Here is a 13,570-nt window from a genome sequence, read left to right on the forward strand (position 1 = left end):
TATTTACAAGTCCCTTCGCCCTGAAAGGGCATAATATCTCAGGATAGGGCAACGCCCTATCTTTCTATCCCACATAGCACCGCCCCATTATATCAATGCGCCCGTCCGGTTTCCACATAAACCTCCTCGTCACCGGTTGGTTTTCCCTGCCACCAGGAAGCAAGTATTGATCCGGTAATATTCATTAACGGGCCAAAAATAGCCGGTGCCAGTCCAACTGTTGCCATTTTTCCCATCTCTTTTGCAATTCCGGAAGCAAGCCCGCCGTTTTGCATGCCTACTTCAATAGCAATAGTCCGGCAATCCCTCTCGCTCATTTTAAATAATCTTCCTGACCAGTAACCTAATGTATAGCCAGACAAATTATGTATCAGCACCAATAAGAGCAAAGCTGGGCCGATAGTGAGTAAACTATCTCTTCCTGCTGCTGTAATAATCACAATGATAAATGCAATTCCGGCCATAGACACCAGAGGCATGGCATCATCCAGCCATTTCGCTTTTCCACTGAATAATTTATTGAAAATCAGCCCGGCTCCAATCGGGATAATGACCATGTAAATAATGTCCTTCATCATTTTCCATGTGTCTATATCTACAAAAGCGCCTGCCAGGAAACTCATTAACAATGGTGTAATGATCGGAGCGAGCATAGTGGATATGGCTGTAATAGTAATGGAAAGTGCCAGATTCGCCTTCGCCAGATAAGAAATTACATTGGAAGCCATGCCATTTGGAGAACAGCCAATGAGGATAATTCCGGCGGCAATTTCAGGAGGGAAACCGCTGATACTTGCAAGTGTATACCCGATTGTGGGCATGATCATAAAATGGCTTACAACGCCAATAAATACGCCTTTCGGCATTTTTACAACACCAACAAAGTCACCGAAACTCATAGACGTTCCCATACCGAACATAATAACCTGAATAAGCGGGGTGATCAATGTTGCAAGTTTAAAACCGTTTACGGTTTGGAAATACTGAGGATAATAGAGTGCAGTAGTGACTGCAGAAAATATGACCGTTGTATAAGTAAAACCTTTTAGCTTATCGAAACCGCGGAAGCCGATAGCCATGCAAAGAAAGAATCCGATGAAAAACGGGCCGGCCTGATGGATATTTCCTGTAAATGATAAGATGAGTGCAATGAGTAAAAGTAAAACCGCAACACCAGACAGAAGCTTGTAAATATTCATGTTTTGTAAATATTGTTCTTTTATAAAATGCTGTATGGAAAGAGTATTGATCCGAAAACGGAAAATGGTTTTATTAGTAAAGAAAAGTTTGAATGAGTCTACTGATTATCTGGTCTGGTGCGACCCGGTCGCGCAGGCCAATTTACCAGGTTCTTTTCTTCATGTATTCATCCAGTTCCGCTCTTTTCATAGGAATTTCTTTGGGGTTTTTGTCCAGCCAATTCATGAAATCCTGTTTCAGTTTCTCCGACCATTGGCTGTCGATTTGCCCTGGCGTATACTTTTGTTCTTTGAGCATCTGAATGCCGAATTTATCCCTGATCCCGATAAATTCAGCAGTAAGTATTACTTTTTCGGCGAGATGGGCCGGTATGAAAATAATGCCTTCTCTTTTTGCCAGGACCAGGTCACCCGGCAGCACAATAGCCCTTCCGATTCTGATGGGCGTGTTCAGTCCGGTCAAAACCACATCTTTTAGATAAGAAGGATCCCAGTCACGCACAAATGCATTAAAACCTTCAATTTTAGAAAGTCCTTCGAGGTCGCGTGAAGAGGCATCAAAAATGACACCGTTCCCTGATTTGGCAAAAATAGAATTGCCCAGATTATCACCGATCAATGTTCCCTGAGCAATTTTTCCGAAACCGTCTGCCACATAAACATCGCCTTTTGAAAGCTGGTCAATCGGCCACGAATTGGTGTTGCCTATACGGCCGTTTTTTGCACCGCGTTCTTTAATATTTTTTTCTAAATCAGGTCTCGATGGCATAAACTGAGCAGTTAATGCGCGTCCGGCAATGGGAACATCCTGATGAATCATTTTCCAGTTGCCATCAAACTGGCAGTTATAACCTTCATTCTGGAGAACGACCCAGGCTTCTTCAATAGCAATTTCTTTTACCCGGCGGATCAGGTCATCCGGTACCTTGGGCCTGCCATCCGGAAAACGTTCACCTTTCCATTCAGAAGTAAGAAAAATGAGTTCTTCTTTTGAAATAGTTTGCGCCTGGATTTTTGAAAAACTGACGCAAATAATAGTAATACAGGCAATCAGGATTTTATTTTTCATTTTGTGATTTGGTTTAGGTTACACCGAGAACCACACAGTAAAGAGGAGGACCGCAGAGATTCATTTGAGAAAAAAAACTACCTCTATGGCTCTCTTTCTTTCTCTGTGGTTCCGCGCGGCGTCCGTTCTGTGTAACCTCAGTTTTTTTTAGCAACTACCAGCGGGTTGGTCAGGCCGTTTAGATCATAGACCACTTTTCCGGCGCGTATGGTTACTTCTGCTTCCAGTTTTTGTTTGCCCTGAATTTTCGTTCCGGTATAATCCCAGAAGCCGAATGTACCGGTATCGTTCAGTTGGAATTTGCCATCCGCAACGCGCAGAACAGTAATATCTGCCGGCGATCCAACCGAAAGGTTACCCAGTTTTTCCCTGTGGATCACCTGTGCGGGCGTCCAGGTACTGGCTTTGATGACGCTTTTCAAATCCATACCCATGGCCAGAAATTTAGACATAACATTCAGCATATCTTTCATGGCATTGTTCATGCTTCCTGTATGGATATCCGTACTGATCGTATTCGGATAAAACCCACTTTTAACTGCCGGAATAGCCTGCGAAAAAGCAAAACTGATTCCACCATAACCTACATCGAAGATGATTCCTTTTTTCGGGCTTCATAAACAAATGGTTTTATTTTTCCGGTTGTAACGTCCAGTATCGGTTCGCGGCTCGAAAGCTGGCCGAAACAGTGTGTAAATATATCTCCGGGACGCATGTGTTTCATAAAAAGCTCCTCAATAGGAAGCACAGGTTTGCTTCCGCCAAAATCTACCATAACCGGGAGATTGGCTAGTTTTCCAGCTCCTATAGCACGTTCTGTTGGCGTCCAGTTATAACCGTTATAATGTGCCAGTTTAATTCCAACAATATATTCAGGGTTTTCCATTGCGACTTTTGCAGTAGCCGCAGCATCCATATCCGCTACATTCTGTTCGTATGTTCCACCGCGCATGCCTTCTCCTACAATGTTAAGAAAAGAAAGCACTCTTGTTTTGGATATATCAATGGTTTGTTTTTTAAAATCAGCAAATGATTTCCATCCTGCACAACCTGCATCCACAACAGTCGTAACGCCGGTCCTGAATGTGAAACCATCAGGCGGTAAGGCGTTTGGACCATTGCTGTAAGTCTGGTCCATTTTGGTGCCGTAAAAATTATGCGAATGAATGTCGATCAGTCCGGGTGTGACATAAAGCCCTTTTGCATCAACAACCTGGATTCCTTCTTTTGGGTCAATATTTTTGGCAACGCTGATAATTGTATCCCCTTTCAGGCCAATATCCATCAATGCGTCGATATTGTTTTTGGGATCAATTACATGGCCGCCTTTGATGATGATCGTATATTTTTGGGCATTTACTATACCAAAAGAACAAATGAATACAGCAATTAATAGAAATTTCTTGTTCATGTGTTAAGGTTTAGGATTCTGAAATAGAAAAGTACGGATCACAGGTTTTATAACTGTAATCCGTACCTGGTAAACTTTTGTTATTATTTATCCCACCAAACCAGACTGGACAATGTGTTTGTCCCACCTTGCCGTGTTCTGGCTTCATTGAAATTTTCGGCATTGTAAATTCCTTCCGAGTCCGGGATCACAAATCTGGTAGGGATTTTACCTCCAGTCAGATTTCCCGGATAATTGGTTGGCGTTAAATTAGGATAACCTGTACGACGCCAGTTGGAAAAAATCTCGTACTCATCTTCCAAAAACAGGGATACCCATTTTTGCGTATGGATCTGCGCCATTTGTTCAGCAACAGTTCCGGTGGCCTTGTATGGGTTTGCAATCAGATATGCATTGATTTTAGCATCAGAAATCACACCTGCACTTCCGAATAATGCCCACTGTTTCATACCTGCTTTTACCGCTTCCTCATAAGTTGCTTTTGCCGTACTTCCGCTGTACCAGCCTCTTAACGCAGCTTCTGCAAGAAGTAAATTCATTTCAGCATTTCCCATTACTACCAAAGGTGCGTTGTATTTCAAAATGGTAGCCGGATTAGGCTCAGAATAAGTATTGAAATCCGCGGGTAAAGAATTGAAAGCAGCATTTTGCATGCCTTTTTGCAAAGCAGTAGTTGTGTCGGCAGTAAATGTTTTTCCATCCGCCGACGGCACCCACACAATAGAAACTACATTTAAACGAGGATCTTTGGTCGTTTTCAGGTAATCAATAAAGGTTTTGGCCAGTTTGCCGCCTTCTACATTATCGCCGCCCGGTGTAACATAGTCTGTTCCCATTAACCCGCTCGCTATAAAATTCCTGCTTGCTGTGATTGAACCATCAACATAAGCAATAGTAGCCACGTCTGCATCGCTCACGATTATTCCGCCTGCAATTGCTTTCTCAACCCAGGTTTTGGCCATGGCCGCATCTACCTCTGTCAAACGCATACCCAGCCGGAGCATCAGGGAATAACCGAATTTTTTCCATTTGGTAATATCTCCGCCATACATCAGGTCAGCATTTCCGAAAGTAGCCTGTGCCGCATCGAAAGCATTCAGTGATTCTTCAAGCTCCTTCAGCATATCCGCATATATGGCTGATTGTTCATCGTATTTCGGCGTATAATTTTTGTCCGAAAGTGCTTTTCCTGCATCCGAATAAGGAATATCACCATACAGATCGGTAAGCCTGTGATACAAATACGCACGCCAGATACGTGCTGCCGAAAGTTTGTTTACATCAGCAGGAGCCGTGGAAACCGCATCTATTACCTGTTCAATATCAATCACCGCTCCCGAATTCACAGGATCACCTCCATAAAGTGCCCAGCTGTTTACAGAGTAGCCGTAATTGAAATATTTGTCACCGGCTGCAGGCACTTCTTTGTATGTCGCAAAATGCTGCATGGAACCACCAATCGTAAGGTAAGCCGCACCTACATAATTCGTACTTACGGTAATCAGCTGCGCTTTGGTGAACAGAAATCCTGGAACAACCTCCGTAGAAGCATTCGGGTTAACATTCATTTCTTCAAAACCATTATCGCAGGAAGTTATAAACAGGGCCAGCGGGGCCAGATAAAGTAATCTTAAAAACTTTTTCATATTCACTAAAATATTTTAATGATTAAAATTTCACTGTTAGGTTCACACCCACACTTCTGGTTCTGGGTACACCAAATGCTTCAAGTCCCTGGGCATTTCCATTCGTATAACTTGATTCGGGATCAAAATAATTGTTCTTTTTGTCCTTGTAAATCAGTAATAAATTACGTCCGACCAGTGAAACAGAAGCAGACTGCAGTTTCAAAAATGCCATTTTATTTACAGGCAGATTATAGCTGAAAATAACCTGACGAAGTTTTATGAAGTCATTATTGAATGTAAAAATGCTCGTGTAATTCTTATCATTATCGTAATACGTATCAACGTCTTTCTGCTCCCAGGTTTTGGAGAACGGTGCACCTTCCGGTGTTACGCCAGTTACTGTCACACCAGTTTCCCGGCCCGGAAGTGTTTCTTTTGGCAAACCAAAACGGTAGGCATACTGATACATATTAGAATAAACAATGCTGCCGAATTTGCCATCAATAAGAATGTTCAGAGAGAAATTTTTATACGTAAAATTGTTGGTAATCCCCATTGTCAAAGGAGGGATACCTCTTCCGAGTCTTTCCAGATCACCTCTCACGGCATAACCGCTGGCTGTGTTAAAAACAACTTGTCCGTTGGCATCCGTCTTTTTCTTATAACCCCAAACTTCACCATACGATCCGCCTACTACGTTGCGGATCGTTCCGCCACCTACGCCGTCACCAACGGTAAGACTTGGTAATCCTTCTGCCAGTTTTACGATCTTGCTCTCATTATAGGCAACATTGTAGCTGATATCCCAGCCAAATTTTTCCTTTTTAAGCGGTGTTCCGGTGATCAGGAGTTCGATTCCTTTATTGCTCAATTCACCTACATTCAATAATGCTGTTGTATAACCCGACGATGCAGCAATACCGCTCTGAACTATATCATTCGTTGTTTTCCGGTTATAAAGCGTAAGATCCATTCCGAGGCGGTTATTCAGGAAACGGGCTTCGAGTCCTGCTTCATAAGTGGTGGATGTCAGCGGGCGTAAATCCGGATTTGGTACCAAAGCCGAGTTAAGCTGTTGTACAGGGCGTCCGTTGTGTCCGCCTTGTGCCATGGAATAACTCTGGTAAATCTGGTAAGCCGATACGTTGGCACCACCTACCTGTGCCCATGATCCGCGCAATTTTGCAAAACTGATCGCCTGGGGCAGTTCAAAAGCTTCCGACAGAATGAATGTTCCGCCAATGGCAGGATAAAAAATACTGTTGCTGTTTTTATTCAATACTGAAAACCAATCCTGCCTGCCGGACATCGTAAGGTATGCCAAACCTTTGTAACCCAAATCAACGGATCCAAAAAGAGAATTGATACCGCTTTTCGCGTAAGTAGGTACAGTAGTAGTTGTCGCAAGGTTTGTAAAGCTGTAATAATACGGTATGGTAAATTCAGTACCGTTAAGCGCCATCTGGTCATAAATACTTCTTTGTATATTACCACCGGCCAAAGCCGAGAAACTCAGGTTCTCAAAAAAGTCGGTGTTGTAATTAAGCGTAAGCATACCATTCGTTTCCGAAGAGGTAACTTTTTTAGCTTCGTATGTACCCAATGGCTGGTACGCATTATTGGTCGGAACAATAAATTCGTATTGAAAATTATAATAGTCCTGACTTACACTGCCTTTGATAAACAGGTTATCCAGAATATCGAATTTGACATTGGCCTGTCCCAGAAAGCGGTTTTTGGTATCCTCATTTTTGAATTTATTGATAACAAAATAGGGATTTGGTGCAGCAGGAACCGGGTTCCATTCCACTTCTTTTCCTGTAACTGCATCGTAGCCGGGAGAAAGACTTCTGATATCAACCGTATTGGCGATCAGATAAGTAGCCCAGTGCGGGTTATAATCAGCATATCCTACCTTCGGACGATTATGGCCGTCTTCCAGGTTATATTGTGCTACGGTTTCAATGCTAAGCCTTTTACCCAATTTTGCATTTACACTCAGATTTGCAATTCGCCTGGTAAAAGAAGAATTGGGCACAATACTGTTTGATTTGGTATTATTCAAACCAAAACGGAAGTTAACGGTTTCATTTCCACCAGTGAATGCAATCGAATTGATGTAATTGGTACCTGTATTGTAAAAGTTTTTCAGGTTATCTTTCTGAGGAGAATAAGGGCGCATCTGGCCATCAAACTGTATCACATCAGTTCCGTCCATTCTCGCACCATACGACAAGCGGCCTGAGCTTTTTGCCTGTGTTTGTGTTAGTGGCTTTACACCGTCCACACCCTGCCCGAACTCATACTGCCAATCGGGAATGATAGAAAGGCTTTCTGTGGTAAAATTGCTGTTCACTTCTACACCAATCCCTTTTTGAGCCCTTCCTTTTTTAGTCGTAATCAGGATAACGCCATTCGAAGCACGTGCGCCGTACAAAGCCGCAGCCGGTCCGCCTTTTAAAACACTGATCGATTCGATATCATCCGGGTTAATACCGCCGATCCCGTCTCCACGGTCTGTATTGTTGGAATTACCTGTCGATTCGTTGGCACCTCCCGGCGTACTGTTATCCATCGGCATCCCGTTGATCACGTACAATGGCTGGTTATTTCCGCTTAATGATCCGTTTCCACGAATGATAATACGGCTTGATCCGCCTGGACCAGTCGACATACCTGTAGCATTTACCCCGGCGATTTTTCCGGTCAGTGCATTAGCTACATTATTTTCCCGGGCCTGTGTAAATTCACTTCCTTTTACTTCCGTTACTGCATAGGCAAGCGCCTTTTTTTCTTTTGAAATACCCAAGGCCGTTACTACCACTTCATTCAGTGACTTTGCTTCCGGTACCAGTTGTACTGAAATCTCTGTTTTATTAGCTACCGCTACTTCCTGCGATGTGTAACCCACAAAGCTGAAAATAAGTATGGCCGCGGTAAGTTCCTGATCAGGGATTTCTATGGTATATTTTCCCACCGCATCGGAAGACGTACCGCGTTGTGTTCCTTTTACCAAAACACTAACACCCGGTAAACCTGTGCCGGTTTCATCTGTTACAGAGCCGGTTATGTTTTTCTTTGGTGCTTGTTCCGGGCTTGGCTGGCTGGCTTCCGGTGAAGCCTGCTGGCGTTTCAATATGATCCTTTCATTAATTACTTCATAAGTAACTTTATGCGGAGCCAGAATTTTGGCCAGAACCTCTGAAAGCGCTTCATCCTGAAATTTGAAAGTATATTTCTGGTTGCTGAAAATCTGGGGATTGTACATAAATTTTACTTTCGCCACATTTTCTATTTTATCCAGTGCCTTATCAATTTCGGAATTGGATAAACGCAGGGTTACTTTTTGTTCTAAAACTCTCTGGCCGCGCACGTCATGAGCATGCACCAAAACGGTGAAAGCGATGGAGAGTAAGGCTTGATACAGCGTAATGCGCATGATTTTCTGTAAAGCATGATAAAAGTGTACTTTTTTTGACATAATTTTGATTTTGTCGGTTAAAATTCGGCATAATGGTTCCCTTGCATCCTGGATCAGGATGGACGTATCGAGCGTAATAAAAGAGGGATCTGCGGGCCGGTGATGTAGCAGCATCATCGGCCTTTTTTAATGATTAATTCCGGAATAAGTTTTCGTCATAGGCGTCAGAAAATTGTAGTTAGGTTAAAGTTTAATTGGTATGTTTTTTAACAGGATTGGCAGGATTTACAAGATTAAAAGGATTGCCTGTCACAGGATTTTCGTTTAAGTTTTTTTTAGACAGCATTACAGGATTAACAGGATTGCCTGCCGCAGGATTTTTCCTCCTTTCTCCCGTTCCTCCCTTAACCTTTAACCATTCCGGCTGCCGGCTTTCCTCACTTTCTTCAACACCCCTTACTGCTGATAATAATACTGGCATCCATTTGTTCGTATTGGGCACCTATCGTTTTGCAGATCAGGTTTATTTTTTCAAAAAGAGGTTCATCGGATAAAGAAGCAGTCAGATAACAGTTTTTCATCAGTTCCGCATCAAATATGATCTTAACGCCATATGATTTTTCCAGCGTTTCAAAAACCTCATGAATAGGCGTTCCTTTAAATTCAAATGACTGGCTCTGAATTGGTAATTCAAGCACTTTTGGGTTGGCAATCAGGCTTCTTGTCAAACGGAGTTCTTTTGGTGTATAAGTAATTTGCTGGTTTGGCGTTAGTACCATTCCTCCCAGTTTGTCATCAGCCTGCTGACTTGCAACAGCTTCTTTAGTCATGGCAAATACGGATACCCTACCCGTTTTCACTACTACTTTTACTTCGTTTTTATTATCATATGCACTTACTTTAAAACTTGTTCCTAAAACTTTGGTAGCCAGTGTATTGGCATAAACATAAAAGGGTTTGTCGGGGTTTTTGGCAACTTCGAAAAAAGCTTCGCCTGAAAGGAATACTTCCCGTTTGTCCCCATTAAAACTCGTTGCGAACGTAATACGGCTTTTTGGCTGCAGCAATATTGTACTACCGTCGTGCAGTGAAATAAGCCTTGGTTTGTCTGTTGTGTTCTCTTCAATAATCAGCGGCTCTTTAATCTGGCTCAGGATATCCTGGTAAACACTTGCCGGTTTGTGGTTACTGTTTTGTCTGTTTATCCACCAGCCAATGCTTATTAACACCAGCACGGAAGCGGCTATCTGGTACCAGTGCGGGCGGAAATTGAATATCCTTCCTGCTTTTTTACCCGTAGTTTCACCAATTGTATGCGACAACCGGTAAATTTCGTGTGCTACCTCTTCATCAGAAATCTTATCAAATGCCTGGTCGGTGTAATACAGTAACTGCTGCGCCTTTTCAACCAGATCTGTTTTATCCGGATTCAGTTCAACCCATTCCATCCAAAAGCTGACCGCTTCCTGATCATTAAATAATGTCCAGCGGCGAAAAGATGGATTGGCAGCAAGTTCTTCCGGCAGCAGATTTCGGTACTCAGGCATAAGTTCAACAAATAATAGTATGGTATATTTGAAATAAGGATGCAGAAAAAGAATGTCAATACTCTTTTTTATAAAATTATTTTCAGGTTATTTTTAAAATGACCTGAAAATCCTGAAATAACGACAAAGTGGGAAAAACTTAAAACAGAAGCTGGTAACCAATCAGCAGTAAATAACTTATAGCGGGGATTTGCACTTTGAGTGTAGAAATTGCTTTAAAAAGAAGATTGGCCACCGACTGCCTGTTTACCTGCATTATATCGGCGATCTGTTCATTTTCCATTCCTTCAAAATATTTAAAGAAAATAGCTTCTTTTTGGCGCGGAGGTAATTCATTTATGGCATTCCTTACCTTAAACTGATTTTCGGAATATACTTCGTTCTGTTCGATTTCGGTTTCAATATTGCGGTAGTCGGAGATATGACTGACATCATCAATATCAAGAAATATGCGCGTATTACTGGTCTTCCTGAATTCCTGTAAAAGCTGATTTCTTAATGATCGGAGAAAGTAAATGGAAACGAATTGTATCTCAATTTTTTGGCGTTTTTCCCAGATGTGAATGAGAAGTTCCTGAATAGAGTCTTTAATAAATTCCCTGTCACTGGTGAAGTTCATGCCATAATTAAACAGCGTTCGGTATAATTTATCGGCCAAATGACAAAACGCAACGCTGTCTCCGGACTGGGATTGTTGCCAGAGGTCCAAAAGAAGATGGTTTTCTTCAACGATGCGCTGTCGCTTATTCAAGAAGTAACGTTGTTAGGCTGTAAAGTAATTGTGAAAATACAATATTTTGAAATTATAACGGTTTTTTAATCAAAAAATAAAAATAATATTTTGATTAAATAAAGAATAGCAAAATAAGGTATTTGAATTTTAAGAGTTGGGCTAAATACAATGATGCTGTCAGGTTGAGCGTCGCATTACGCCCAACCCGACAGCTATAACTATTATGTTTTTTGAGACAAGCTCCTGAAAAACATCCTATATATAGGCAATGCAGTCGATTTCAATGAGGGAATTTCCCGGAATACCTTTGACAGCAACAGTTGTACGAACAGGAGGCTTGGATCCAAAACGGCCTTTATAAGCTTCATTCATTGTTGCCCAATCTTCAATTTTATCAAGATAGACGTTTACCTTCAATACCTTTTCCATAGACGATCCTGCTTTTTTCAATTCTTCTTCAATTGAATCCAGAACAATTTTAGTGTGAGACGTAACATCTCCCGGTACATGCGCTCCTTTACCTGCTATAAATACGAGGTTATTAAATTTTGTATGATTCGCAAATAATGGTACTTCCTGTAACATTGTTACTTCACCGACTTCTTTTTCAGGTGTCGGATCGGCCTTTGCAGTTAGTTCGAAACCTGCTACACCAGCAACTGATGCAAGTATTTTTTTGAGAATAGATCTTCTTTCTGACTTCATAATGATTTACTTATAGTTGTTAAAAGGATTTTATTAGACTTTTTTCTTTCTGTTTTTCTTCGTTATTTTTTCATTCGCTGGCATCGTTATTTTCCAGATACTGCCGCCTGCTTTATTTCCGCCCTGCTTACCGCCATATTCAATAATATAAAGAATATTGTCAACAAGCAAAGCATCCGTTGGAGCCGTAAAACCTTCTATGATCCTGGTAGTTTTTACTTTATAATTATCGGTGGCTTTATCATACTGCAAATCAAGATGTAACAGGTCGCGGCCTTGTCTCCTCAGCAAACTGGGATTTTCTTTTCCGTTTCTTGGCCCGCCTGCGTAACGAATTACAAATCCATCTCCTTTGAAATCTTTCGACAGCGCCTTATTGTTATCGAAAAATAAACCGAGTGGCGAGGAGTGGGCATTAAAGGTCCCCACGGTAACGCCGGTTGTATCACCATCCATTACGAGGCCTGTTTTCTTGTCCCGGTATTCATTGGCATCAGGTCCGAGGTTCTGTACTGCTGGTGTAAAACGTATTTCGGCTGGTTTTTTAGGATAATCCGGATCATTGTGAAAATACTTCATCAGCCATGCAAAAGCGAATTTGCTCAGGAAAGGGTCTGTATCCGGATTGGGTTGAAAGTCAGGAAATTGCTGTGGGTTTTCTATTCCGCCCATAACCCAGGGAAAACCATAATGACGCCCCTGCCTGACCCAGAACATATCTTCGGGGTGATCGTAATCCCCTGAATTTGAAACAGCAAACAGATTTCCTTTCGGATCAAATGCCATGTCGTAAGCATTGCGTATTCCTTCCGCGTAGAGATAACCATCGGCTTTGAGCTTAATTTCATCGTCGGCGAGTAACAGATCTTTCGCATCAATGGGAAAGCGGAATATTTTGGCAGTCAATGCATTATCACGGGCATTCGGATATTCGCCTCCATTATCCTGCACTTCTCCGTGATCTGTTCGGGCTCCGGTATTTACAAAAATATATTTACCATCGGGACTGATTTCAAGTGCGTTCCAGCCGTGATCAAAGGTAGTTTTATTTGCACCGTACTCAACTGTATTGAAAACGATTGCCATTTCCGGGTTTTCATTTCCGGGTTTCATTTCGTAACGCACCATCCTTCCCTTATTTCCTTTGTTATTATTGACATTAATATTGCCTGCCAAAAAGAGTGTATTATTATGAAATGCTGCTCCCTGCAAACGCGTAATGCCATGATCTTCGGCCGATAAAACTTTTTCACTTACCGGCGTTCCATCCATGATTTTCACCCGGATCACATCTCCGAAAAATGTGGTGTAATAAATTTCACCGGTTACCGGGTGCCGGATAATGCGTACCGCTTCCGGCTCCACCTTCATGAAATGTTCAACAGTAATGTCAGGACGAAGTGATTTTGGTGTGTTTTGTTCAGAAGTTTGTGCAAAAACAAAAACAGGCAAAGCAAAAGCAATGACCAGATTTACTATTTTTTTAGTAAAGGGATTCAGGTTTATCATTTTTAGAATCGTGCTGAATAAATGAACATCAATCAATTACATTCAATCCGTTTTACCGAGCTGCCTGACATAGGCTATCAGTTGCCATCTTTGCTCAGCCGTAAAAACATCCTGAAAAGGAGGCATATTTCCTTTCCCGTTTGAAAGTTTCCAGAACAGTGCTCCGTTGCTTTGTTTGGTGACCAGCGTATCATGAAAATTAGCAGGTTTTTGTCCTAACGCACCACCTGCTGCACCATCTCCATAACCCGTATCGCCATGACAGGAAGCGCAATATAAACTGAAAAGGTCTTCGCCCTGTGCCAAAGTCAGCGGTTCTTCATGATATGGACTTTTCAACGTGTCGGC

At 42.1% G+C, this 13,570-nt stretch carries 10 protein-coding genes and 1 pseudogene; all 11 read right to left on the bottom strand.

The genetic code is table 11. The annotated features are described in order from the left end of the window. Window positions 1-92 precede the first annotated feature (92 nt). The 11 genes and pseudogenes from KZC02_RS23405 to KZC02_RS23455 all read right to left on the bottom strand — a co-directional run bounded on the left by KZC02_RS23405 (window position 93) and on the right by KZC02_RS23455 (window position 13,561). The gene (locus KZC02_RS23405) at window positions 93-1,199 is read right to left on the bottom strand and encodes a bile acid:sodium symporter family protein (RefSeq protein ID WP_221390894.1); all 1,107 of its coding nucleotides are present in this window, start codon (window positions 1,197-1,199) and stop codon (window positions 93-95) included. Between the two features lie 142 nt (window positions 1,200-1,341). Next, window positions 1,342-2,268: an RraA family protein gene (locus tag KZC02_RS23410; RefSeq protein WP_221390895.1), complete on the bottom strand. Its 927-nt coding sequence runs from the start codon at window positions 2,266-2,268 to the stop codon at window positions 1,342-1,344. 137 nt (window positions 2,269-2,405) lie between these two features. Continuing rightward, a pseudogene (locus KZC02_RS23415) lies at window positions 2,406-3,679 on the bottom strand (amidohydrolase/deacetylase family metallohydrolase). Between the two features lie 83 nt (window positions 3,680-3,762). After that, window positions 3,763-5,325 carry a SusD/RagB family nutrient-binding outer membrane lipoprotein gene (locus KZC02_RS23420; protein WP_221390896.1) on the bottom strand — a complete coding sequence of 521 codons (1,563 nt, stop codon included), beginning with the start codon at window positions 5,323-5,325 and terminating at the stop codon, window positions 3,763-3,765. A 22-nt stretch (window positions 5,326-5,347) separates the two neighbouring features. After that, on the bottom strand, window positions 5,348-8,788 hold the full coding sequence (locus KZC02_RS23425) for a SusC/RagA family TonB-linked outer membrane protein (RefSeq protein WP_221390897.1): 3,441 nt from the start codon (window positions 8,786-8,788) through the stop codon (window positions 5,348-5,350). Window positions 8,789-8,978: 190 nt separating this feature from the next. Next, a complete protein-coding gene (locus KZC02_RS23430; protein WP_221390898.1) occupies window positions 8,979-9,209 on the bottom strand; it encodes a hypothetical protein in 231 nt (76 codons plus the stop codon). Beyond that, on the bottom strand, window positions 9,175-10,275 hold the full coding sequence (locus KZC02_RS23435; RefSeq protein WP_221390899.1) for a FecR family protein: 1,101 nt from the start codon (window positions 10,273-10,275) through the stop codon (window positions 9,175-9,177). The genes KZC02_RS23430 and KZC02_RS23435 overlap by 35 nt, the downstream gene beginning before the upstream one ends. Before the next feature lie 139 nt (window positions 10,276-10,414). Continuing rightward, window positions 10,415-11,026 carry an RNA polymerase sigma factor gene (locus KZC02_RS23440; RefSeq protein WP_221390900.1) on the bottom strand — a complete coding sequence of 204 codons (612 nt, stop codon included), beginning with the start codon at window positions 11,024-11,026 and terminating at the stop codon, window positions 10,415-10,417. Window positions 11,027-11,263: 237 nt separating this feature from the next. Further along, the gene (locus KZC02_RS23445) at window positions 11,264-11,713 is read right to left on the bottom strand and encodes a RidA family protein (protein ID WP_221390901.1); all 450 of its coding nucleotides are present in this window, start codon (window positions 11,711-11,713) and stop codon (window positions 11,264-11,266) included. 33 nt (window positions 11,714-11,746) lie between these two features. Further along, window positions 11,747-13,222, bottom strand: coding sequence for a sorbosone dehydrogenase family protein (locus KZC02_RS23450; protein WP_221390902.1), 1,476 nt, complete (start codon window positions 13,220-13,222; stop codon window positions 11,747-11,749). A 42-nt stretch (window positions 13,223-13,264) separates the two neighbouring features. Then, a complete protein-coding gene (locus KZC02_RS23455; protein ID WP_229253747.1) occupies window positions 13,265-13,561 on the bottom strand; it encodes a cytochrome c in 297 nt (98 codons plus the stop codon). Window positions 13,562-13,570: the final 9 nt, after the last annotated feature.

Source organism: Dyadobacter sp. NIV53, from assembly GCF_019711195.1.
In the GTDB taxonomy this organism is placed as follows: Bacteria; Bacteroidota; Bacteroidia; order Cytophagales; family Spirosomataceae; genus Dyadobacter.